The sequence below is a fragment of the Streptomyces roseirectus genome, assembly GCF_014489635.1.
Lineage (GTDB): Bacteria > Actinomycetota > Actinomycetes > Streptomycetales > Streptomycetaceae > Streptomyces > Streptomyces roseirectus.
The window spans coordinates 4,097,592-4,118,481 of sequence record NZ_CP060828.1; the positions used below are offsets into that span (position 1 = coordinate 4,097,592).

23 protein-coding genes are annotated in these 20,890 nt (G+C 69.6%); 9 read left to right on the forward strand and 14 right to left on the reverse strand.

Features of this window, described 5'->3' with window-relative positions; genetic code table 11:
- Positions 1 to 179 precede the first annotated feature (179 nt).
- Positions 180 to 1,961, forward strand: coding sequence for an arginine--tRNA ligase (argS, locus tag IAG44_RS16955; RefSeq protein ID WP_187747936.1), 1,782 nt, complete (start codon positions 180 to 182; stop codon positions 1,959 to 1,961).
- A gap of 11 nt (positions 1,962 to 1,972) precedes the next feature.
- The gene (locus IAG44_RS16960) at positions 1,973 to 2,410 is read left to right on the forward strand and encodes a glutaredoxin domain-containing protein (RefSeq protein ID WP_187747937.1); all 438 of its coding nucleotides are present in this window, start codon (positions 1,973 to 1,975) and stop codon (positions 2,408 to 2,410) included.
- Here the strand turns inward: IAG44_RS16960 and IAG44_RS16965 are convergent.
- Positions 2,355 to 2,804 (reverse strand): ATP-binding protein, encoded by a 450-nt coding sequence (locus IAG44_RS16965; RefSeq protein ID WP_187747938.1) that lies wholly within the window; start codon positions 2,802 to 2,804, stop codon positions 2,355 to 2,357. The two genes, IAG44_RS16960 and IAG44_RS16965, sit on opposite strands and share 56 nt — an antisense overlap.
- 113 nt (positions 2,805 to 2,917) lie before the next feature.
- On the opposite strand from IAG44_RS16965, the gene IAG44_RS16970 reads away from it, so the two are divergent.
- The 3 genes from IAG44_RS16970 to IAG44_RS16980 all read left to right on the forward strand — a co-directional run bounded on the left by IAG44_RS16970 (position 2,918) and on the right by IAG44_RS16980 (position 5,103).
- Positions 2,918 to 3,745: a helix-turn-helix domain-containing protein gene (locus IAG44_RS16970; RefSeq protein WP_187747939.1), complete on the forward strand. Its 828-nt coding sequence runs from the start codon at positions 2,918 to 2,920 to the stop codon at positions 3,743 to 3,745.
- Positions 3,742 to 3,981 carry a DUF397 domain-containing protein gene (locus IAG44_RS16975; RefSeq protein WP_187747940.1) on the forward strand — a complete coding sequence of 80 codons (240 nt, stop codon included), beginning with the start codon at positions 3,742 to 3,744 and terminating at the stop codon, positions 3,979 to 3,981. Before IAG44_RS16970 ends, IAG44_RS16975 begins: the two co-directional genes overlap by 4 nt.
- A 309-nt stretch (positions 3,982 to 4,290) precedes the next feature.
- Entirely contained in the window at positions 4,291 to 5,103 is an 813-nt protein-coding gene (locus IAG44_RS16980) for a DUF4253 domain-containing protein (RefSeq protein WP_187747941.1), read from the forward strand.
- A gap of 15 nt (positions 5,104 to 5,118) precedes the next feature.
- Here IAG44_RS16980 and IAG44_RS16985 read toward each other — a convergent pair whose 3' ends face one another.
- The gene (locus IAG44_RS16985; protein WP_246561793.1) at positions 5,119 to 5,697 is read right to left on the reverse strand and encodes a helix-turn-helix domain-containing protein; all 579 of its coding nucleotides are present in this window, start codon (positions 5,695 to 5,697) and stop codon (positions 5,119 to 5,121) included.
- Positions 5,698 to 5,812: 115 nt separating this feature from the next.
- On the opposite strand from IAG44_RS16985, the gene IAG44_RS16990 reads away from it, so the two are divergent.
- On the forward strand, positions 5,813 to 6,352 hold the full coding sequence (locus IAG44_RS16990) for a type II toxin-antitoxin system RelE/ParE family toxin (RefSeq protein WP_187747943.1): 540 nt from the start codon (positions 5,813 to 5,815) through the stop codon (positions 6,350 to 6,352).
- 8 nt (positions 6,353 to 6,360) lie between these two features.
- Here the strand turns inward: IAG44_RS16990 and IAG44_RS16995 are convergent, their stop codons facing one another.
- The 7 genes from IAG44_RS16995 to IAG44_RS17025 form a co-directional block, all read right to left on the reverse strand.
- Positions 6,361 to 6,672, reverse strand: a complete 312-nt coding sequence (locus IAG44_RS16995; RefSeq protein WP_187747944.1) for a type II toxin-antitoxin system prevent-host-death family antitoxin — start codon at positions 6,670 to 6,672, stop codon at positions 6,361 to 6,363.
- A gap of 61 nt (positions 6,673 to 6,733) precedes the next feature.
- Positions 6,734 to 7,735 (reverse strand): porphobilinogen synthase, encoded by a 1,002-nt coding sequence (gene hemB, locus IAG44_RS17000; RefSeq protein WP_187747945.1) that lies wholly within the window; start codon positions 7,733 to 7,735, stop codon positions 6,734 to 6,736.
- Positions 7,736 to 7,980: 245 nt separating this feature from the next.
- Positions 7,981 to 9,666, reverse strand: a complete 1,686-nt coding sequence (locus IAG44_RS17005) for a bifunctional uroporphyrinogen-III C-methyltransferase/uroporphyrinogen-III synthase (RefSeq protein WP_187747946.1) — start codon at positions 9,664 to 9,666, stop codon at positions 7,981 to 7,983.
- Entirely contained in the window at positions 9,663 to 10,622 is a 960-nt protein-coding gene (gene hemC, locus IAG44_RS17010) for a hydroxymethylbilane synthase (RefSeq protein ID WP_187747947.1), read from the reverse strand. The genes IAG44_RS17005 and hemC overlap by 4 nt, the downstream gene beginning before the upstream one ends.
- Positions 10,619 to 12,265, reverse strand: a complete 1,647-nt coding sequence (locus tag IAG44_RS17015; RefSeq protein WP_187747948.1) for a glutamyl-tRNA reductase — start codon at positions 12,263 to 12,265, stop codon at positions 10,619 to 10,621. Before IAG44_RS17015 ends, hemC begins: the two co-directional genes overlap by 4 nt.
- Positions 12,262 to 13,011, reverse strand: a complete 750-nt coding sequence (locus IAG44_RS17020) for a redox-sensing transcriptional repressor Rex (protein ID WP_187747949.1) — start codon at positions 13,009 to 13,011, stop codon at positions 12,262 to 12,264. Before IAG44_RS17020 ends, IAG44_RS17015 begins: the two co-directional genes overlap by 4 nt.
- Positions 13,012 to 13,246: 235 nt before the next feature.
- Complete coding sequence (locus IAG44_RS17025; RefSeq protein ID WP_187747950.1) at positions 13,247 to 13,516, reverse strand: glutaredoxin family protein; 270 nt, start codon at positions 13,514 to 13,516, stop codon at positions 13,247 to 13,249.
- A 103-nt stretch (positions 13,517 to 13,619) separates the two neighbouring features.
- Here IAG44_RS17025 and IAG44_RS17030 point away from each other — a divergent pair, with 103 nt between their 5' ends.
- The 3 genes from IAG44_RS17030 (at position 13,620) to IAG44_RS17040 (ending at position 17,092) form a co-directional block, all read left to right on the forward strand.
- Entirely contained in the window at positions 13,620 to 14,549 is a 930-nt protein-coding gene (locus tag IAG44_RS17030; RefSeq protein ID WP_187747951.1) for an HAD family hydrolase, read from the forward strand.
- 346 nt (positions 14,550 to 14,895) lie between these two features.
- Entirely contained in the window at positions 14,896 to 15,672 is a 777-nt protein-coding gene (locus IAG44_RS17035; protein WP_187747952.1) for an ECF subfamily RNA polymerase sigma factor, BldN family, read from the forward strand.
- A 226-nt stretch (positions 15,673 to 15,898) separates the two neighbouring features.
- Positions 15,899 to 17,092, forward strand: coding sequence for a DUF5667 domain-containing protein (locus IAG44_RS17040; protein ID WP_187747953.1), 1,194 nt, complete (start codon positions 15,899 to 15,901; stop codon positions 17,090 to 17,092).
- 59 nt (positions 17,093 to 17,151) lie between these two features.
- On the opposite strand, the gene IAG44_RS17045 is transcribed toward IAG44_RS17040, so the two are convergent.
- The 5 genes from IAG44_RS17045 to IAG44_RS17065 all read right to left on the reverse strand — a co-directional run bounded on the left by IAG44_RS17045 (position 17,152) and on the right by IAG44_RS17065 (position 20,863).
- Complete coding sequence (locus IAG44_RS17045; protein WP_187747954.1) at positions 17,152 to 18,162, reverse strand: lysophospholipid acyltransferase family protein; 1,011 nt, start codon at positions 18,160 to 18,162, stop codon at positions 17,152 to 17,154.
- Between the two features lie 14 nt (positions 18,163 to 18,176).
- Positions 18,177 to 19,229, reverse strand: a complete 1,053-nt coding sequence (locus IAG44_RS17050; RefSeq protein ID WP_187747955.1) for an NAD-dependent epimerase/dehydratase family protein — start codon at positions 19,227 to 19,229, stop codon at positions 18,177 to 18,179.
- A gap of 227 nt (positions 19,230 to 19,456) precedes the next feature.
- Positions 19,457 to 19,555 (reverse strand): 30S ribosomal protein bS22, encoded by a 99-nt coding sequence (locus IAG44_RS17055; RefSeq protein WP_003948845.1) that lies wholly within the window; start codon positions 19,553 to 19,555, stop codon positions 19,457 to 19,459.
- A gap of 155 nt (positions 19,556 to 19,710) precedes the next feature.
- Positions 19,711 to 19,917, reverse strand: a complete 207-nt coding sequence (locus IAG44_RS17060) for a helix-turn-helix domain-containing protein (RefSeq protein WP_010351066.1) — start codon at positions 19,915 to 19,917, stop codon at positions 19,711 to 19,713.
- Positions 19,918 to 20,047: 130 nt separating this feature from the next.
- Positions 20,048 to 20,863: a phosphatase gene (locus tag IAG44_RS17065; RefSeq protein ID WP_187747956.1), complete on the reverse strand. Its 816-nt coding sequence runs from the start codon at positions 20,861 to 20,863 to the stop codon at positions 20,048 to 20,050.
- Positions 20,864 to 20,890: the final 27 nt, after the last annotated feature.

A 20,890-nucleotide genomic window follows, 5' to 3' on the forward strand; every position in this document is an offset into this window, starting at 1 on the left:
AGTCCGCGACTGATCAGTAGGCAATGGGACCCGAATTCGTACACCAGACCCTCACACCACCCCTGACATACTCCGGAGCCACCCCCTGGCCCGGCCCCCTGAGCCCCGAAAAGCGCTTTACCACCCATGGGATACTGGAGAGGTATATCCATCCCCACGAGGAGAACGGCACCCACTCCATGGCCTCGGTCACGTCCCTGAGCGACTCCGTCCAGCAGCACCTCGCGTCCGCCCTCTCGGCCACCCTGCCGGAGGCCGCCGGAGCGGACCCGCTGCTGCGACGCAGCGACAGGGCCGACTACCAGGCCAACGGCATCCTCGCGCTGGCGAAGAAGGCGAAGGCCAACCCCCGCGAGCTGGCCACCCAGGTCGTCGCGAACCTCACGGCCCCCCAGTCCGCGTCCGCCGTGATCAAGGACGTCGAGGTCTCCGGCCCCGGCTTCCTCAACATCACCATCGCGGACGGCGCGATCACCGAGAACCTGGCCGCGCGCTACGCGGACGACACCGGCCGCCTCGGTGTCCCGTACGCGGCCGCGCCGGGCACGACGGTCATCGACTACGCGCAGCCGAACGTGGCGAAGGAGATGCACGTCGGCCACCTCCGCTCGGCGGTGATCGGCGACGCGGTCGTCCAACTCCTCGAATTCACCGGCGAGTCGGTGATCCGCAGGCACCACATCGGCGACTGGGGAACGCAGTTCGGGATGCTGATCCAGTATCTCGACGAGCATCCGCACGAACTGGACCACAAGGACAGCGAGATCACGGGCGAGGAGGCGATGTCCAACCTCGACCGCCTCTACAAGACCGCCCGTAAACTCTTCGACTCCGACGAGGAGTTCAAGACGCGCGCCCGGCGCAGGGTCGTCGACCTCCAGGCGGGCGACCCGGCGACCCTCGCGTCCTGGCAGAAGTTCGTCGACGAGTCGAAGATCTACTTCTTCTCCGTCTTCGAGAAGCTGGACATGGAGATCCGCGACCCCGACATCGTCGGCGAGAGCGGCTACAACGACATGCTCCACGAGACGTGCCGCCTCCTGGAGGAGTCGGGCGTCGCGGTCCGCTCCGAGGGCGCGCTGTGCGTGTTCTTCGACGACATCAAGGGCCCCGACGGCAACCCCGTCCCGCTGATCGTCCAGAAGTCCGACGGCGGCTTCGGCTACGCGGCCACCGACCTCTCGGCGATCCGCGACCGCGTCTTCAACCTGAAGGCGGACACGCTCCTGTACGTCGTCGACGCGCGCCAGTCCCTGCACTTCAAGATGGTCTTCGAGACGGCCCGCCGCGCCGGCTGGCTGAACGACGACGTCACGGCGATGCAGCTCGCCTTCGGCACGGTCCTCGGCAAGGACGGCAAGCCGTTCAAGACGCGTGAGGGCGAGACGGTCAAGCTGGTCGACCTGCTCGACGAGGCGGTCGACCGCGCGACGGCCGTCGTCCGCGACAAGGCCGAGAAGGTGGGCCTGACCGAGCAGGAGATCACCGAGAACGGCCGTTACGTGGGCATCGGCGCGGTCAAGTACGCCGACCTGTCGACGTCCGCCGTGCGCGACTACAAGTTCGACCTCGACCAGATGGTCTCCCTCAACGGCGACACCTCGGTCTACCTCCAGTACGCCTACGCCCGTATCCAGTCGATCCTCCGCAAGGCGGACGGCACAGCGCCCACCCCGCACCCGGACCTCGAACTGGCCCCGGCGGAGCGGGCGTTGGGCCTGCACCTGGACCAGTTCGCGGAAACCGTCCTGGACGTGGCCGCCTCCTACGAGCCGCACAAACTCGCCGCGTACCTCTACCAGTTGGCCAGCCACCTCACCACCTTCTACGACCAGTGCCCGGTCCTGAAGGCCGAGACCCCCGCCCAGATCGAGAACCGCCTCTTCCTGGTCGACCTCACCGCCCGCACCCTCCACCAGGGCATGACCCTCCTGGGCATCAGGACCCCCGAAAAACTCTGACACCCCGTCATATGCCCAGAGCCTGGCTCCTGCCGACGCTGCTCGCCCTGTGCGGCGCCACCGCCACGACCACCCTCCTCGCGAGGTCTCAGACGGTCGCGGCGGTGGCCACCGCCCTCCTCTTCACCACCCTCACGGCCCTCAACTCCCCGCTGATCTTCCCCACTTCACTCACGGAAGCAGAGGCCGAGGCCGCCCCCGGCAACCGCCCGATCGTCTACTGGCGCCCCGGCTGCAAGTACTGCGCCCGCCTCCGCCTACGCCTCGGCCGCGAGGCCCGCCACCTCCACTGGGTCAACATCTGGACCGACCCCGAGGCAGCCGCCACAGTCCGCGCGGCCAACAACGGCAACGAAACCGTCCCGACGGTGTTCATCGCGGGCCAGCCTTACATCAACCCCGAACCGGCGTGGCTGAAAGGGCAGTTGGCGGACCGGCGCGCAGGGTGAACTCGCACCACACCACCTTCCCGACCCCCCTCTCCCGCACCCCCCACTTCGCGCTGAGCGCGGCGACCAGCACGAGCCCCCGCCCGTCCTCGTCCCCGTCCCGCGCCTGAGCGATGTGCGGCATCCCGTCCCCGCTGTCGTGCACCTCGACGAGGACGACGTCCCCGTCGAGCCGCAGCGACACCATGAACTGGCGCCCGACAGGCACCCCGTGCAGCAGCGCGTTGGTCGTCAACTCGCTGACGCACAACAGGAGATCGGCGGCCCGCTCGCACGAGTCGAGCCCCCAACCGGCAAGCGTTTCCCTGGCGAACCGCCGGGCAGCGGGCACGGACCGCCGATCACGGCGGAAGCACCTCTCGCGCAGCGACGGCCGATGAGTTGTTCCGTTCACGGGACGAGAGTTGCGGATGGTCACTAGCGTTGAACACCCTGCGAACCCGTACAGCGTTTCCGTACGGGTGTGTACGGGTGAACCGCGCCCAACTCCGGGGGATACACGCCAACATGAGTCCCAGGAAGCCGTCAAGGCCGAAGAACAAGACCTCGATGAAGATGCTGGGCAGGCAGATCGCCGCCGCCCGCCGCGCGAGCGGTCTGACTCAGGTCGAACTCGCCGCGATCGTCAACATCGACGACGAGACCATGGCCTCCATCGAACAGGGCCGACGGCCCCTGAAGCCGGACATCGGCAGGAAGATCGACGAAGCCCTCGGCACGAAGGGGGTGTTCGAGGAGGGCGCGGAGAACCTGCCGGAGATCGATCAGTATCCGTTGTTCGCCGAGGAGTACATCGAACACGAGCGCACGGCGAAGAAACTCGACTGGTTCGACAATGCGGTCATCCCCGGCCTTCTCCAGACCGAGGAGTACGCGGAAGCCGTGCTGCGAGAGCGGGTCCCGGCGTACTCGGAGGAGGAGATCCAGACGAAGCTGGCGGGCCGCATCGAGCGAATGGCAATACTGCGCCGGGAGAACGGGCCGACGATGAGCTTCGTCATCTGGGAGCCGGTCCTGCACATGATGGTCGGCGGCCCGGAAGTCCAGCAGCGACAGCTCCGTCACCTGCGAGAACTCGCCGACCTACCGAACGTGACCATCCAGATCCTCCCGCTGGACAGCCTCCACCATGCGGGCCTCAACGGCCCGTTCACGCTCCTCGAAACCGAGGACCACCAGCACCTCGCATACACCGAGAGCCAGCGCGGCAGTCACTGGGTTTCGGACCCCGAGGAAATGTCCATCCTGGAGAGCAAGTATGCGATGCTGCGGACACAAGCGTTGGACGTGGAGAAGTCCAAACGCAAGCTTGACTGCCTGCTAGGAGAGCAATGAGCACCGAGGCACTTCAGTGGTTCAAGTCGACATACAGCGGCAGCGAGGGCGGCGCGTGCCTCGAAGTCGCCCTCTCCTGGCGGAAATCGAGCTACAGCGGCGACGAAGGCGGCCAGTGCGTCGAAGTGGCCCAGTGCCCCAGCACCATCCACATCCGCGACTCCAAGAACCCGGACACCGCCCCCAACCTCCGCCTCTCCCCCACCACTTGGGCTTCATTCACCGCCGCCCTGTGACAAAGAAGATCGTTACCTAACCCCCCTCTTCCGCCACCGCCCCGACGCCACGACCGAGGAGCGGTGGCGGCTGGCGTACGACCGGCTCCGCCACATCAACGCCGAACTCCCGTTCCCGGCGGAGCACTTGGCGAATACAACCTCTTCCTCGGCAGCGTCCTGGACGACCCACCTCCGCGAGAACACCAGCGCGGGCATCCCCCTCTCCCCCGAGGACGTGACCACCCTGAACACCATCGCCCCCTGAACACCCCCGCCCTCCCCCAGAACGCCACCCCATTGTCAGACCCACCCCCTACAGTCACCGCCATGGCAACTCTCCCGAACCCCCTCCCCCACCTGACCACCGACCCGAGCGGCCGCTCGCTGGGTCTCCGACTCCCGCCCGGCAAGCTGGTGGACCGCGACTGGCCCGAGCCCCTGCTGTGGTACGCGGACCAGCCGTCGTCGTCGGGGAACTGGACGGCGCTGGGCGCCCGGGCGGGGCAGGCGGGCTTGTTGCCGGTGCTGGTGGACGTGGACAAGTACTGGGTGGACCGGGAGGGTTGGGAGCTGGACCCGGACGCGATGTCGTACCCCGGGGACCACGACGCGGAGGAAGTCCTCGCGGAGTCCTGGGAGATGGACGAGGAGGACTACGACGACGACACCGCGGACATGCTCGCTCCCTTCACCCTCGCCTGGCCCGGCCTCGCCCCCTCCGCCACCCCGACCGTCGACCCCGACGCCCGTGCCGCCCAACTGGCCGACGAGATCTCGGAGTCGGACGACACCACCTGGTTCACCGAACCCCACCTCGCCCTCGTCCCCGCCCGCCGCTCCGCCGACATCCCCGCCGCCATCGGCTGGACCGGCCCCCTCAACCACGAGAACGACGTGGCCCGCCTCTGCGCCGTCCTGCGCTCCTGGGAGGACCGCTTCGGCGCCCGAGTCGTCGCCCTCGGCTTCGCCACCCTCGCCGTCTCGGTCGCCGCCCCGCCCACGACCCAGTCCGAGGCAGAGGCCATCGCCGCCGAGCACTACGCCTTCTGCCCCGACAACATCGCCCAGGGCCCCGGCACGATCGAGGCGTACGCGAAGGAGTTGATCGACGCCCACGCATGGCACTTCTGGTGGGACTGACACCCCGTCCCGACATCAGCCGCCGGCACTCCGCCGCTGCACGTACGCGACCGGCCCGCCGGACTCGGACTCCAGCCGCCGTCCGAGGATCCTGCGGGCCAACGGGGCCTCACGGCGCACGACTTGGACAGGCGTGACCAGGTCGGTCACGTATCCCGCGAGTTCACCGGTGAAGCGGTACCGTCCGCCACGCGATTCGACGTACCGAAAGTCGTCCAACACGGCGACCGCGTAAGGCCCGAGCGTGACAGCAAGCACCCCCGCCCGCAGGATCCGCTCCGGATCACAACGCCACCACCCGCGCAGCGCCTGATACATCTGCTCCGGCGTCAGCCGCGCCGCGTACCCGATCAACGCCGACTGCCGTGAACCCTCCGCCAGTTCGGCAGGCCCCACCCGCAGTACGGGCAGCTCTCCCAGTTCCAGAGCGTCCGGATCGACGCCCTCACGCCGAGCCAGGGCACGCACATCACCTGCGGGGAGCAGGGTGCGGTTGCCGCGTTCGCGGACCTCGGGAAGAAGACCGGCGGCGATCAGCTTCTTGAGGGTGTTGACGGAGCAGCGAAGTTCGGCGGCGGCAGCCGACGTGGTCATATCCATCAAGGCACCCACCCACCCACCCACCTAGTCGTGCGAGAAGTAATACAGCACGACCGATCTTCCGTCAACGCAGTTGCGACGCCCCTTCGTTGACCACTACATTCCCCCCATGCCGGACACCCCCCGCCACCCCGTGCGCTTCACCGAGGCCGCCGCAGCCGACCTCGACGCACTGCACCGCCGGGACCCGCAGACCGCACGCGCAGCCCTGCACAAGATCCTGATGCTGGAGCGCGACCCCTACGCGGGCAGACCCCTCGTCGGGGATCTCGTGGGCTTCCGCAAGCTGGACGTGGGCGACAGGCACTGGCGGATCGTGTGGCGGGTACTGAAGAGCGCGGACGGCACGACGACCGTCGAGGTCTCGGAGATCTGGGCCGTCGGCGCCCGCAAGGACGCGGCGGTGTACGAGGAGGTCCGACGGAGGCTGGACACGCTCCCCGACACCCCGGCCACCCGTGAACTACAGGGCCTGCTCGAACGGTTCGGCCTGCGCACGACCACCACGCCCCCACCGGAACCGGCCCCCGGCTGGCTCGTCGACCGCCTGATCCACAAGACGGGCCTCAGCGAGGAGGAAGCGAAGGCACTCCCCTTGGACCAGGCGATCGCCCACTGGGAGGAATGGATGAGCCGGCCGCACGACTGAGCAGCGACTCAGTGCCCACCGAACTCCTTCTCCAACCCCTCCCGGTCAACACCGAACCGGCGCAGCACTTCGTCCAGCGACGACCGCTCCCCCGTGTCCGTAGCTGCCCGCGTCAGCACCAGCAGCGCATCGACGAGATCTTCCTCCAGCTCCTCCAGCTGCCGAAGCCTCTCGATCCCGATCACCGCGGCGACCGGCTTGTGATGGCGCTCGACCATCACGTCCTCTCCGGCCTCGGCGGCCTTGACCAGCCCGGCGACGCCCTTGCCGGCCGCCTCGGTCACGGAGAGCACAGTGGGATTCTCCCGGAGAATGGACATACAAAAAATGTACAGCCTCCCGGAGAATCTGCACAGATTTCCGAGCCGACGGCTACATCGTCTACTGCCACCCCTCCAACTTCCGAGCCGCCTCCACAGCCCAGTACGTGAGGATGTTCCGCGCCCCCGCCCGCCGGATCCCCGTCAACGTCTCGAAGATCGCCCGATCCCGGTCCACCCACCCCTTCTCGGCGGCGGCCTCGACCATGGAGTACTCCCCGGAGATCTGATACGCGACGACCGGCAGGTCCACCGCGTCGGAGACGCGCGCGAGGATGTCGAGGTAGGGCCCGGCCGGCTTGACCATCACGAGGTCGGCGCCCTCCTCCACGTCCAGCGCCAACTCCCGCAGGGACTCACGCCAGTTGGCCGGGTCCTGCTGATACGTCTTGCGATCCCCCCGCAAGGAGGACCCGACGGCCTCCCGGAACGGCCCGTAGAACGCGGAGGAATACTTCGCGGTGTACGCGAGGACCGCGACGTCCTCCCGCCCGATCTGATCGAGCGCGTCCCGGACGACGCCGATCTGCCCGTCCATCATCCCGCTGGGCCCGACGACATGGGCGCCGGCGTCGGCCTGCACCTGGGCCATCTCGGCGTACCGCTCAAGCGTCGCGTCGTTGTCGACGCGCCCCTGCTCGTCGAGGACCCCGCAGTGCCCGTGATCCGTCGTCTCGTCGAGACAGAGGTCGGACATGACCAGCAACTCGTCACCGACCTCGGCCCGCACGTCCCGGATCGCGACCTGGAGGATCCCGTCCGGGTCGGTGCCCGGCGTCCCGTTGCCGTCCTTCTTCGACTCCTCCGGCACCCCGAACAGCATGATCCCGGAGACCCCGGCCTCGACGGCTTCGACGGCCGCCTTCTTGAGGCTGTCCCGCGTGTGCTGCACGACCCCCGGCATCGCCTGGATCGGCACCGGCTCGGCCACCCCCTCCCGCACGAACGCGGGCAGGATGAAGTCCGCCGGGTGCAGCCGCGTCTCCGCGACCATCCTCCGCATCACGGGCGACGTACGCAGCCGCCGGGGCCGGGAACCGGGAAAGGAACCGTACTTAGACATATCCCTAAGCTACGCCCGCCCGGACACCCCCTTTGCCGACGCCCTGTCGACCCCCGACCTCACCGCAGCCCCCTCCCCAACCCCACCTCGGTGGACGCTGAGCCAACCACCCGAGGACACCTCGCCAACGACAACACCCCCACCACCCCCGACCCTGTAAGCACGGCCGCTCAAAAACCGACGGCGGAGCGTCCCCCTCGCAGCCCCCCGCGAGGAAACACGCTCCGCCGTCTTCGTTCAGACCCTCAGGTGGCCCGCCGCCGCCGTCCCCCCGGCCTCCGCTCACTCGGCCGAGTAACCGCGTCCCCCGCCTCCAGCGCGGCAGCCCTCCGCCGCATCCCGAACTCGGCCAACGCCTCGGCCAACTTCTGCGCGGACGGCTCAGGAGCCATCACATCCACCCGAAGCCCATGCTCCTCGGCGGTCTTGGCGGTAGCCGGCCCGATACAGGCGATGACGGTCACGTTGTGCGGCTTCCCGGCGATCCCGACAAGGTTCCGCACGGTGGACGACGACGTGAACAGCACGGCATCGAACCCACCCCCCTTGATCGCCTCCCGAGTATCGGCAGGCGGCGGCGACGCCCGAACCGTCCGGTACGCGGTGACATCGTCCACCTCCCACCCGAGATCGATGAGCCCGGCGACCAGCGTCTCCGTGGCGATATCGGCCCGAGGCAGGAACACCCGGTCGATCGGATCGAAGACGGGGTCGTAGGGAGGCCAGTCCTCCAGCAGCCCGGCGGCGGACTGCTCCCCGCTGGGCACGAGATCCGGCTTCACGCCGAAGGCGATCAGCGCCTTGGCGGTCTGCTCCCCCACCGCCGCGACCTTGATCCCGGCGAAGGCGCGCGCGTCGAGCCCGTACTCCTCGAACTTCTCCCGCACCGCCTTGACCGCGTTGACCGAGGTGAAGGCGATCCACTCGTACCGCCCGGTGACGAGCCCCTTGACGGCCCGCTCCATCTGCTGCGGCGTACGAGGGGGCTCGACGGCGATGGTGGGCACCTCGTGCGGCACGGCCCCGTAGGACCGCAGCTGCTCGGACAGCGAAGCGGCCTGCTCCTTCGTCCGGGGCACCAGCACCTTCCACCCGAAGAGCGGCTTCGACTCGAACCAGGCCAGCTGATCCCGCTGCGCCGGCGCCGACCGCTCACCGACGACGGCTATCACCGGCCGCCCGCCGTCCGGCGAGGGCAGCACCTTGGCCTGCTTCAGCATCTGCGCGATGGTCCCGAGGGTCGCGCACCAGGTCCGCTGCCGGGTCGTCGTCCCGGCGACGGTCACGGTCAGCGGGGTGTCCGGCTTGCGCCCGGCGGACACCAGCTCCCCGGCGGCCGCGGCGACGGCGTCGAGGGTCGTCGACACGACCACGGTCCCGTCGGACGCCCCCACCTCCGTCCAGCACCGGTCGGAGGCGGTACGGGCGTCCACGAACCGGACGTCCGCCCCCTGCGCGTCGCGCAGGGGCACCCCGGCGTAGGCCGGGACGCCGACGGCGGCGGCGACACCGGGCACGACCTCGAAGGGCACCCCGGCGGAGGCGCAGGCGAGCATTTCGGCGGCGGCGTACGTATCAAGTCCCGGATCACCGGAGACCGCACGCACGACCCGCCTGCCGCCCCGCGCGGCCTCCATGACAAGATGTGCCGCATCCCGCATCACGGGAAGCGCGACGGTCGTTGACGCACTGTCAACTACCGTGGGCTGTGGTGCGATCGTGCCCGGGGCGGGGTCCGTGGGCACGACGGAGACGCCGGTCCGCGCGTGCGTCCGGACGACGTCGAGCACCTCGTGCTCGGCGACGAGGACGTCCGCGTTCGCCAGCGCCTCCACGGCGCGCAGAGTCAGCAGTCCCGGATCCCCGGGTCCGGCACCCAGAAAGGTGACGTGCCCGTGGTCCAGGCCGGAGGGAAGGGTGGTGGGGCTCAATGTGCTCGCTCCCCCATCAGACCGGCCGCGCCCTGGGCAAGCATCTCGGCGGCGAGCTCGCGACCGAGCGTCATTGCCTGGTCATGCGTCTCGGGCACGGGACCGGTGGTGGACAGCTGCACCGTACGGGAGCCGTCGGTCGTGCCGACAACCCCTCGCAGGCGCATTTCCTTGACAATCTGCCCGTCGGCCAGAAGGTCGGCCAGCGCCCCCACGGGTGCGCTGCAACCGGCCTCCAGGGCGGCGAGCAGTGACCGCTCGGCCGTTACGGCGGCCCGCGTGAACGGGTCGTCGAGTTCGCCGAGCGCGGCGACGAGGTCTGCGTTGCCCGCAGCACACTCGATCGCCAGTGCCCCCTGGCCGGGGGCGGGCAAAACCGTGTCTATCGACAGGAAGTCGGTGACCTCGTCGGCGCGCCCGATCCGGTTGAGCCCGGCGGCGGCCAGCACGACCGCGTCCAGCTCCCCGTCGTGCACGTACCGGATCCGGGTGTCGACGTTGCCCCGGATCGCCACGGTCTCGATCTCCAGCCCGTGGCTGCGCGCGTACGCGTTCAGCTGCGCCATCCGGCGCGGCGAACCCGTCCCGACGCGGGCCCCGCGCGGCAGGTCCGTGAACTTCAGCGCGTCGCGGGCGACGAGGACGTCACGCGGGTCCTCGCGCAGGGGGACGGCGGCCAGCGTCAGCCCCTCGGGCTGCGCCGTCGGGAGGTCCTTCAGCGAGTGAACGGCGAAGTCGACGTCCCCGGCGAGCAGCGCGTCCCGCAGCGCGGTGACGAACACGCCCGTCCCGCCGATCTGCGCGAGGTGTTCGCGGGAGGTGTCGCCGTACGTCGTGATCTCGACGAGTTCGACGGCCCGGCCGGTCACCTGCCGTACCGCCTCGGCGACCTGACCGGACTGGGCCATGGCGAGCTTGCTGCGCCTGGTCCCGAGTCTCAGTGCTCTTGCTGTCATGCCCGTGGGCCCTTCTCGTCCGTTGCCCGGGACACGGCGGCGACCGTCTCCTGGTCGAGGTCGAACAGGGTCCGCAGCGCGTCCGCGTACCCGGCGCCGCCGGGCTCCGCCGCGAGCTGCTTGACCCGTACGGTCGGGGCGTGCAGCAGTTTGTCGACGACGCGCCGCACGGTCTGGGTGATCTCGGCCCGGTGCTTGTCGTCGAGCCCCGGCAGCCGCCCCTCCAGCCGCGCGATCTCGCCGGCCACCACGTCGGCGGCCATCGTCCGCAGCGCGACGACGGTCGGCGTGATGTGCGCGGCCCGCTGCGCGGCACCGAAAGCGTTCACTTCGTCCGACACGATCCGCCGGACCTGGTCCACGTCGGACGCCATCGGCGCGTCCGCGCTCGCCTCGGCCAGCGACTCGATGTCCACCAGCCGCACCCCGCCCACCCGGTGGGCGGCGGCGTCGATGTCCCTCGGCATCGCGAGGTCGAGCAGACACAGCACCGGCTCGGCGCGGACGACGTCCGAGGGCCCCTCGGGCCTGCGCCGCTCCGGGATCCGGCCGACCGTGGCGGCGGTCTGCGCGAGCGCCGAGATCAGCTCGGCCTCCTTGCTGACCCGCCGGTCGACACTCCCGTTGTCCACCCACGCCGCGTGCTGCTCCAGCGTCGCCGCGTCCATCCCGGCGACGGCGGCCTCGCCGGCGACGGAGAAGCCCTGCTGGACGGCGCCGAGGTCGAGGGGGCAGGCGTCCTCGCCGGCGGCGGGCTGCGGGAGCTTCACGGGCCTGGCCTGCGGGAGGACGGTCGTCTCCGGCGTCCGCCCCTCCACCGCGCGCGCGATGTCCGCGCCGGTCAGTACGAGCCCCGTCGCCCCGGTGCAGGACACGGCCAGATCGGCACGTGCCAGCTCGCCCGGCACCGATTCCATCGGGACCGCGCGGGCCGTCACGTCCGTGTCGCCGTCGTTCAGTATCTGGGCCAGCCGCTCGGCCCGGTCGAAGGTCCGGTTGGCGACGACGATCTCGGCGGCCCCGGCGCGCGCGAGCGTCGCGGCGGCCAGCGAGGACATCGATCCGGCGCCGATGACCAGCGTCTTCTTGCCCCGCACCCATTCGTCGACCGGCGTCTCGCGGGCCAGCTGCTCCAGGCCGAACGTCACCAGCGACTGCCCCGCCCGGTCGATCCCGGTCTCGGAGTGCGCCCGCTTGCCGACCCGCAGGGCCTGCTGGAACAGGTCGTTCATCAGCCGCCCGGCGCTGTGCAGCTCCTGCGCCTTCGCGAGGGAGTCCTTCAGCTGCCCGAGGATCTGCCCCTCGCCGACGACCATCGAGTCGAGCCCGCACGCCACGGAGAACATGTGGTGGACGGCCCGGTCCTCGTAGTGCACGTACAGGTACGGCGTCAGCTCGTCGAGGCCGACCCCGCTGTGCTGGGCGAGCAGCGTCGACAGCTCGGCGACACCGGCGTGGAACTTGTCGACGTCCGCGTACAGCTCGATGCGGTTGCAGGTGGCCAGCACGGCGGCCTCGGTGGCCGGTTCGGCGGCGACCGTGTCCTGCAACAGCTTGACCTGCGCGTCCTGGCCCAGCGAGGCCCGCTCCAGGAGGCTGACGGGCGCGCTGCGGTGGCTCAGCCCGACGACGAGGAGGCTCATGCCGGCATCACGGCGGGGACGTCCCCGTCGGGCCCCTGCTCGGAGGCGTCGCCGCGCGCCGCGGCGGGCGCGTTCGCGGCTTCCTCGCCGGCCTTGCGCTGCTCGTGGAAGGCGAGGATCTGCAGCTCGATCGAGAGGTCGACCTTGCGGACGTCGACACCGTCCGGGACGGTCAGGACGGTCGGCGCGAAGTTCAGGATGGACGTCACCCCGGCGGCCACGAGCCGGTCGCAGACCTGCTGCGCGACGCTGGGCGGGGTGGTGATGACGCCGATGGAGACGCCGTTGTCCTGGATGATCCGCTCCAGGTCGTCGCTGTGCCGCACGGCGATCCCGGCGACCTGCCGGCCCTCCATCGCCGGATCGGCGTCGATCAGCGCGGCGACCCTGAAGCCCCGGGAGGCGAACCCGCCGTAGTTGGCGAGGGCGGCGCCGAGGTTACCGATACCGACGATGACGACGGGCCAGTCCTGGGTCAGGCCCAGCTCGCGGGAGATCTGGTAGACGAGGTATTCGACGTCGTAGCCGACACCGCGCGTTCCGTACGAACCCAGGTAGGAGAAGTCCTTGCGCAGCTTGGCGGAGTTGACCCCCGCCGCGGCCGCCAGCTCCTCCGAGGAGACCGTGGGCACCGAGCGCTCCGACAACGCGGTCAGGGCACGGAGGTACAGCGGAAGCCGGGCGACGGTGGCCTCGGGGATCCCTCGGCTACGGGTCGCCGGTCGGTGAGTTCGGCCAGTTGCCACGGTGCTCCTGCGGGTAGCGCGGGGCTGTGGGCGGTCGTACGTCCCCGGACCGCCCCGTCGAAAGCAGGCTATGTCTTTGTGAACGCGTGCACAAAGATGGTGTCCGATTTGCCCGGCCAACGTGACCGGGGTCACGCGTTTCACTCCTGGGGGCAAAACCGCTCACGCTCCTCACGAATCTCGCCCCCAAGACCACTCGACCATCGATCCTAAGCGACATTCGTACGTCTTTGGACTACCTGGTCAACGCCTTCCGCAGCCTCCCCTCGTCCACCCGCCAGAACGTGTGCTGCTCGCCGTCCACGAGAACGACCGGAATCTGCTCCCAGTAGGCGTCGTGCAGCGCGCTGTCCTGCTGGATGTCCTTCTTCTCCCACTCCACCCCGAGTTCCCCGCACACCCGCGCGACCACCGCCTCCGCGTCCTCGCAGAGATGACAGTCAGGCTTGCCGATCAAGGTGACGTGCCGGGGAACGGAGGGCTTACGCCGGAAGAGCGGAGTCATGCACCCCATTCTGGCCCGGCGATATCGAGTTGTAGTGGAGAGTTCACACCCCCCGAACCTCTCCGATCCGGAACGCACCCAACACACTGGCTATGCTCACGACATGGCCGCTCTCGGATGGCTCACTCCCCGTAGGCGCTCAGCCACGGCACGGAGCGTGTTGGCAGGCGAAGCGTCGGCTGAGGCCGCGCGGAAGTCCTCGAAAGAGGACGAGCAGAAGATCAAGCCGCAGGACGCGGAGCCTGAGTTCCCCGTCCAGGGCGACGACAAGGCCGCCGCGTTCTTCGACCTCGACAACACGGTGATGCAGGGCGCCGCCCTGTTCCACTTCGGCCGGGGCCTCTACAAACGGAAGTTCTTCGAGACCCGGGACCTCGCGCGGTTCGCCTGGCAGCAGGCGTACTTCCGGCTGGCCGGCATCGAGGACCCCGAGCACATGCAGGACGCCCGGGACTCCGCCCTCTCCATCGTCAAGGGCCACCGCGTCGCCGAACTCCAGTCGATCGGCGAGGAGATCTACGACGAGTACCTGGCCGACCGCATCTGGCCCGGCACCCGAGCCCTCGCCCAGGCCCACCTGGACGCGGGCCAGAAAGTGTGGTTGGTCACAGCGGCCCCCATCGAGATCGCCCGCGTGATCGCCCGCCGCCTCGGCCTCACCGGCGCCCTGGGAACGGTCGCGGAGTCCGTCGACGGCGTCTACACCGGCAAGTTGGTGGGCGAACTGTTGCACGGCCCGGCAAAGGCGGAGGCGGTCCGAGCCCTGGCGGCAGCGGAATCCCTCGACCTGACCCGCTGCGCCGCCTACAGCGACAGCCACAACGACATCCCGATGCTGTCCCTCGTCGGCCACCCCTACGCGATCAACCCCGACGCCAAACTCCGCAAACACGCCCGCAAGTTGGACTGGCGTCTTCGCGATTATCGGACGGGACGAAAAGCGGCGCGGGTGGGAATCCCGGCGGCGGCAGGGGTAGGAGCGGTTGCAGGCGGAACGGCGGCGGCGATCGCGCTCAGCCGCCGCAAACGCTGACTTCCAGGCTTCGTCGGCGAGTTGCCGGGTTTAGGGGCGCGGGGCTGTGACGTTTGCGGCTCCGCCGCGGGGCGCGACCAGCCACAACGGACCCGCACCCGGCCACAACACGCCACACACCCCTCTCATAGCCGATCTTTTTCGATCAACCCCCGCTCAGAACAACAAACTTGATCCGCCTCCATTCGATCACAAACCCCATGTAATCGAAGTTTTGAGCAACTCGGCGTAGCAGCACCTTCACGAAGCGTTATTCTCCTCAAACGCAATCCGGAGCCCGTCCACCCCTACACCAGGTGATCGGTCCCGCACTGCACGTGATGGAAGCTCTGCCTCTGGGAGTCCCGTGTACCCACACGTCGGGGTTGACGCCTCGGGCCTGGCTACGCTGCGCGAATCGATCGCAACGCTCAAGGAAACGCTGCGCGGCTGTGTCCCCCCCGCGTTCGGCGTCCCCGCCTTCGCCACCGCCACCCCCGTCGGCGCGTGCTACGCGCTCGCCGACGGGGGCACCACCGTCGGCAGACGGGGCCGTACGACCGCGCCCGCGGCCCGCCGTCCCGCCGCGGACAGCGACAGCGCCCGGATGATGGACCTCGTCGAGCGGGCCCAGGCCGGCGAGGCCGAGGCGTTCGGCTGTCTGTACGACCAGTACAGCGACACCGTCTACCGGTACATCTACTACCGCGTGGGCGGCAAGGCCACCGCCGAGGACCTGACGAGCGAGACGTTCCTGCGCGCGCTCAGGAGGATCGGCACCTTCACCTGGCAGGGCCGCGACTTCGGCGCCTGGCTGGTGACGATCGCCCGCAACCTCGTCGCCGACCACTTCAAGTCGAGCCGCTTCCGCCTGGAGGTGACGACCGGCGAGATGCTGGACGCCAACGAGGTCGAGCGCTCCCCGGAGGACTCCGTCCTGGAGTCCCTGTCGAACGCCGCGCTCCTGGACGCCGTCCGCCGGCTCAACCCCCAGCAGCAGGAGTGCGTGACACTGCGGTTCCTCCAGGGCCTGTCGGTCGCGGAGACCGCGCGGGTGATGGGGAAGAACGAGGGCGCGATCAAGACGCTCCAGTACCGCGCCGTCCGCACGCTGGCCCGGCTCCTGCCGGAAGACGCGCGGTAACCGAGGGCCCTCACCAACTCACTTTCAGTGAAAGTCCGTTGACTTCCCGATCCGATCATCCTCAGTCCGTAACCCAAGTGCCGCGCCATTCGTTGAGCGGGATACAGGCTCCCTGTGGTCACGTTCCGGCCGCCCCCGATCACCCGATCGTGTGGAAGCGGTCGAGGACGTGCAACCCCCAAGCCCCCAGGGGAGTCGACCGTGAAGACGAGAGGAGGTGCCGCCAGTGATCGCGAACGTATCGGCACACCGGCGGGCGAACGCCTTCGCCCAGGCCCTGGAGGATTCCGACCGGGGCGCGGCGGCCGAGCAGTCCGAGGGATCACCGCCGGCACCGGCCGCCGCGGAGCGGACCGAGCAGGACAGGCTGCTGTCCCTGACGTCAGGCCTCGCGGAGCTGCCCAAACCGGAGCTGGACCCCGAGGTCAAGGTCGTCCAGCGGGCGCAGTTGGTCGCCGCGATGGAAGCGATGCTGCAAGGGGGCGAGGCCCCCTCGGTCCCTGAACAGCGCGGCCACCGCGCCGCGAAACACCGGGCGCTCGGCCGGCTGCGCCCGACCAGCCGGCTCGCCAAGGGCCTCACCGCGGGCGGCCTGAGCGTCGGCGTCGCGGCGGGCGCCTTCGGCGGGGTCGCCGCCGCGAGCTCGGACGCCCTGCCGGGCGACTCGCTGTACGGCCTCAAGCGCGGCATCGAGGACTTCAAGCTCACCTACCTGACGGACGACGACACCGAGCGCGGCCAGGCCTACCTCGACCAGGCGTCGACGCGCCTGAGCGAAGCCCGCCGCCTGATGGACCGAGGCCGCGGCGGCCACCTGGACCACGAGTCGCTGGGCGAGATCCGCCGCACTCTCTCGGGCATGACCCACGACGCGACGGAAGGCCACCGCCTCCTGCACGAGGCGTACGAGCGCGACCCGGACTCCCTGGGCCCGATGCGCGCCCTGTCCGCCTTCGCCCGCGCCCACCGCGACGCCTGGGGCGCCCTGCGCGACAGCCTCCCCGTCCAACTGGGCGACGTGCGCGACCAGGTCACCATGGTCTTCGACGCGATGGACGAAGAGGTGGCCCCCCTCCAGTCGCTCCTCCCCCCGCCCCCCGCCCAGGGCACGGACCCCGCCCGCTCGCCGGGCTCGTCCTCCGCCCGCACCACCCCGTCGGCCGACGACCCGGCCGCCCCCGCCCCCGGCCGCTCCACCCCGGACCACACCGCCCCGGGCCGCTCCTCCACCCCGGCCGCCCCCTCGACCCCGTCCGACGACGGTCTCCTGGGCGGCAACACCGGCGGCCTCCTCGACCCCCCGAAGAACCTCCCCACCACCCCGTCCCTGCCGTCCACCACCCCGCCCGACGTGACGATCCCCCCGCTGCTCCCCGGCCTCCTCCCCGGCCTGGGCATCGACAGCGAAGACGCCGACTGACGCCGACTGAAGAAGAGGGCGCCCCACACACCATGGGGCGCCCTCTCATCGTCGTCCCCCTAAAAGAACACCGACCTCCGCTGCACCAGCAGCTTGTAGAGCGTGTGCTGAATCTGCTCCCGCACCTGATCCGTGAGATTGAACATCAACATCGGATCCTCAGCAGCCTCGGCCGGATACCCCTCCGTAGGAATCGGCTCCCCGAACTGAATCGTCCACTTCGTCGGGAGCGGAACCATCCCCAACGGCCCCAGCCACGGAAACGTCGGCGTGACCGGGAAGTACGGGAACCCCAACACCCTCGCGAGCGTCTTCGCGTTGCCGATCATCGGGTAGATCTCCTCCGCGCCGACGATCGAGCACGGAATGATCGGGGCGCCCCGGCGCAGCGCGGTCGACACGAAGCCGCCCCGGCCGAAACGCTGGAGCTTGTACCGCTCACCGAACGGCTTGCCGAGCCCCTTGAACCCCTCGGGCATGACGCCGACCAGCTCCCCCTGGCCGAGCAGCCGGTCGGCGTCCTCCGCGCAGGCGAGCGTGTGCCCGAGCTTGCGGGCCAGCTCGTTGACGACGGGCAGCACGAAGACCAGGTCGGCGGCGAGCAGCCGCAGATGCCGGTCGGCGGGGTGGTGGTCGTGGACGGCGACCTGCATCATCAGCCCGTCCAGCGGCAGCGTCCCGGAGTGGTTGGCGACGATCAGCGCACCCCCCTCGGCGGGGATGTTCTCGATGCCCTTCACCTCGACCCGGAAGTACTTCTCGTACACCGGCCGCAGCAGCGACATCAGCACCTGGTCGGTGAGTTCCTCGTCGAACCCGAAGTCGTCGACCTCGTAGTCCCCCGTCAGCCGCCGCCGCAGGAACGACAGCCCGCCCGCGATACGCCGCTCGACGGACCGCGGCTCCTGTGGTGTCACCGGAACATCATCGCGCTCGGGGGCCCGGGTGGGCAGGGGCTGGACCTCACCGTTTCCGCGTTTCACCGGCCCGCCCCGGCGTCGCACCGGCCGCGGCACACTCCCCGCCCGCGCCCTGTCGTCGTCGAAGGGAATGACCTTGGCGTCGGCCATCGTCGGCACGCTCCTCAGTTGGCGCTCGGCGTCGGAAGGTGGAGCGGGGGCAGCGCCGCGACCCGGTCGACGGCGCCGGCGATCCGCTCCGGGGGCAGCAGCCCGGGGCCCTGGCTGCGCGCGAAGTCCGCGAAGGTCTCCGCCGTGGTGTACGCCGGTGTGAAGCCCAGCGTCTCGCGCATGAGGGACGTCGACACGACCCGGCCGTGGGTCAGCAGCCGGATCTGCTCGGGCGAGAAGTCCGTCATCCCGAGCGTCCGCACCAGCGACCCCGCCCAGGTGACGGCGGGCAGCAGCAGCGGCACGGTCGGCCGCCCCAGCCGCCGCGAGCACTGCGAGAGCAGCAGCACCCCGTCGCCGGCGACGTTGAACGTCCCGCAGTTCTGCGTCCCGCGCGCCGGTTCCCGCGACGCGATCCGCAGGACCTCGATCACGTCGTCCTCGTGCACGAACTGCAGCCGGGGGTCGTAGCCGAACACCGTCGGCAGCACGGGCAGTTCGAAGTACGAGGCGAGCGGCGTCTCGGCGCCGGGCCCGAGGATGTTGGCGAACCGCAGCACGCAGACGGCCACGTCCGGCCGCCGCCGCGCGAACCCCCGCACATACCCCTCGACCTCGACGGCGTCCTTCGCGAACCCGCCGCTCGGCAGCGACTTCGCGGCCGTCGACTCCGTGAACACGGCCGGATCCCTGGACGCCGACCCGTACACGTTCGTACTCGACTTCACCACCAGCCGCTTCACCCCGGGCGACTTCTGACACGCCCCCAGCAACTGCATCGTCCCGATGACGTTGTTCTCCTTGACCGACGTCCGACTCCCACTCCCCAGCGGCGTGCCGGTCACATCCATGTGGACGACGGTGTCGGCGCCGCTCTCGGCCAGCACCCGCGCGATGGTCGGCTGGCGGATGTCCGCGAGGACGAAGCCGGCGTCCCCGAGATCGTGCTCGGGCCGCACCGCGTCCACCCCGATCACCCGGTCCACATCCGGTTCCCGCTGGATCCGCCGCACGAACCGGCCCCCCAGCCGGCGGGCGACTCCGGTGACGAGCACGACCTTTCCCAAGATCCGCGCCTTCCTTCCAGGGCCTGGTGTTCCCGACCTGAGTGACAACTTAGCGGGTCGGTGTTGCGCTGTGATGACTGCCCGTCGCGCCTGTGGCCCGAAATACGTGCCACACCCGGTTGCCGGGAATGCGGGCCGGAAATGCGTGTGGCCCCTCACCGGATTTCCGGGAGGGGCCACACCACGCGTACGCGACGCGCGCCATATCAAGTCGTAAGCGACAAGGCTTACTTCTTGTTACGACGCTGGACACGCGTCCGCTTCAGCAGCTTGCGGTGCTTCTTCTTCGCCATCCGCTTACGCCGCTTCTTGATTACAGAGCCCACGACAACCCTCGCTCACTTCTCATCACTCGGTGCTGGGCGCCGGGGCCCACACGACCTACGAGGGGCCAGCCTACCCGCCCGAGAGCTGAGGGCGTAATTCGAGGGGGTCGGGGGAGATCGGAGGTGCCCTGTACTGATCCCCCCCAGGTCAGTCGTCAGGCGGTTTCCACCCCCACATAGCTCTCGCGGAGGTACTCGTGCACCGCTTGTTCGGGGACGCGGAAGGACCGCCCCACCCTGATCGCGGGCAGATGACCGCTGTGCACCAGGCGGTACACGGTCATCTTGGAGACGCGCATCACCGCGGCGACTTCCGCCACGGTAAGGAACACAACCTCGTTGAGAGGCCGATCAGCTGCCATGACAACACCTGAACCTTCCGCACTCGACGGCCACCGGCTTCCCCTTCCGGTGACTCTTCGTCGTTGCGTGCTCACTCCCCAATGTAGGGGCGGGTGATGCGAGTGGGGAAGAGGTGCACCCAAGGCAGCCCTACTGTGACAGACACGCTCGATTGAGTACGTAGCGGGTCAGCGGCAAGTAGTAATCGGACCGCGCGCCGTCATCAACCGGAACGGCGACGGACACCACCCCCTCGGCCTCCCCCACGAACACCGCGGGGTCATCGGTATCGGCAGGACCAATGGCCTCAAACCCCAGCTGACCTGCTCCGCAGACCCAGCCGTGATCTCCGATCACCAGATCCGGAAGCCGTCCGCCGCCCGCCGCGGCGGCCTCCAGGGCCAGTCGAACCGGGAGGGGTGAGTGGGTGTGCGCGCCGGTCGTACAACCGGCGCGTTCGACGCCCGGTTCGAGGAGCCGGCCGACTCCTCGTACGTACTCAAGGATGTACGTGCGTAGGCCGAACCGGGTCACTATGTCGACAGGGAGACCCTTCGCCGGGGTGAGTACTTCACATCCCGCCGTCGACAAAGCGTCCACAAGCCCCCGGTAAAACCCCCCTAACCGCCCCGGATGCCCCGTCCCCACCAACACCGAACCGTTACGCAGCGCGACGTCCCTGAGCCGGTCGGCGAACGCGTCGAGCCGCGCGACCGTCTTGCGCGGATCGATCCAGTCCGCCCCCGTGACAACCCCCAGATCCCCCGAAACGCCGCACTTCTCCACCATCACCCCGACGACCTCTCCTACTCCCCACTCCCTCTCCGGCACCACCCCCAACCGCACCCTCGGATCCCCCGCGGCGAACAAACGGTAATTCCGCAGACTCCGCTCCCGACAACTCGACACCGTCCCCGCGATCCCGACATCGACGAGATAACCCCGCAACACCTCGGCACTGAACACCCCCCGATCCTCCCGCCCTTGGGGACC

Bases quoted from the DNA above. Each gene is read 5' to 3' on its own strand.
- argS (WP_187747936.1), top strand. From the start codon at position 180: ATGGCCTCGGTCACGTCCCTGAGCGACTCCGTCCAGCAGCACCTCGCG.
- IAG44_RS16960 (WP_187747937.1), top strand. From the start codon at position 1,973: ATGCCCAGAGCCTGGCTCCTGCCGACGCTGCTCGCCCTGTGCGGCGCC.
- IAG44_RS16970 (WP_187747939.1), top strand. From the start codon at position 2,918: ATGAGTCCCAGGAAGCCGTCAAGGCCGAAGAACAAGACCTCGATGAAG.
- IAG44_RS16975 (WP_187747940.1), top strand. From the start codon at position 3,742: ATGAGCACCGAGGCACTTCAGTGGTTCAAGTCGACATACAGCGGCAGC.
- IAG44_RS16980 (WP_187747941.1), top strand. From the start codon at position 4,291: ATGGCAACTCTCCCGAACCCCCTCCCCCACCTGACCACCGACCCGAGC.
- IAG44_RS16985 (WP_246561793.1), bottom strand. From the start codon at position 5,697: ATGACCACGTCGGCTGCCGCCGCCGAACTTCGCTGCTCCGTCAACACC.
- IAG44_RS16990 (WP_187747943.1), top strand. From the start codon at position 5,813: ATGCCGGACACCCCCCGCCACCCCGTGCGCTTCACCGAGGCCGCCGCA.
- IAG44_RS16995 (WP_187747944.1), bottom strand. From the start codon at position 6,672: ATGTCCATTCTCCGGGAGAATCCCACTGTGCTCTCCGTGACCGAGGCG.
- hemB (WP_187747945.1), bottom strand. From the start codon at position 7,735: ATGTCTAAGTACGGTTCCTTTCCCGGTTCCCGGCCCCGGCGGCTGCGT.
- hemC (WP_187747947.1), bottom strand. From the start codon at position 10,622: ATGACAGCAAGAGCACTGAGACTCGGGACCAGGCGCAGCAAGCTCGCC.
- IAG44_RS17015 (WP_187747948.1), bottom strand. From the start codon at position 12,265: ATGAGCCTCCTCGTCGTCGGGCTGAGCCACCGCAGCGCGCCCGTCAGC.
- IAG44_RS17025 (WP_187747950.1), bottom strand. From the start codon at position 13,516: ATGACTCCGCTCTTCCGGCGTAAGCCCTCCGTTCCCCGGCACGTCACC.
- IAG44_RS17030 (WP_187747951.1), top strand. From the start codon at position 13,620: ATGGCCGCTCTCGGATGGCTCACTCCCCGTAGGCGCTCAGCCACGGCA.
- IAG44_RS17045 (WP_187747954.1), bottom strand. From the start codon at position 18,162: ATGGCCGACGCCAAGGTCATTCCCTTCGACGACGACAGGGCGCGGGCG.
- IAG44_RS17060 (WP_010351066.1), bottom strand. From the start codon at position 19,917: ATGGCAGCTGATCGGCCTCTCAACGAGGTTGTGTTCCTTACCGTGGCG.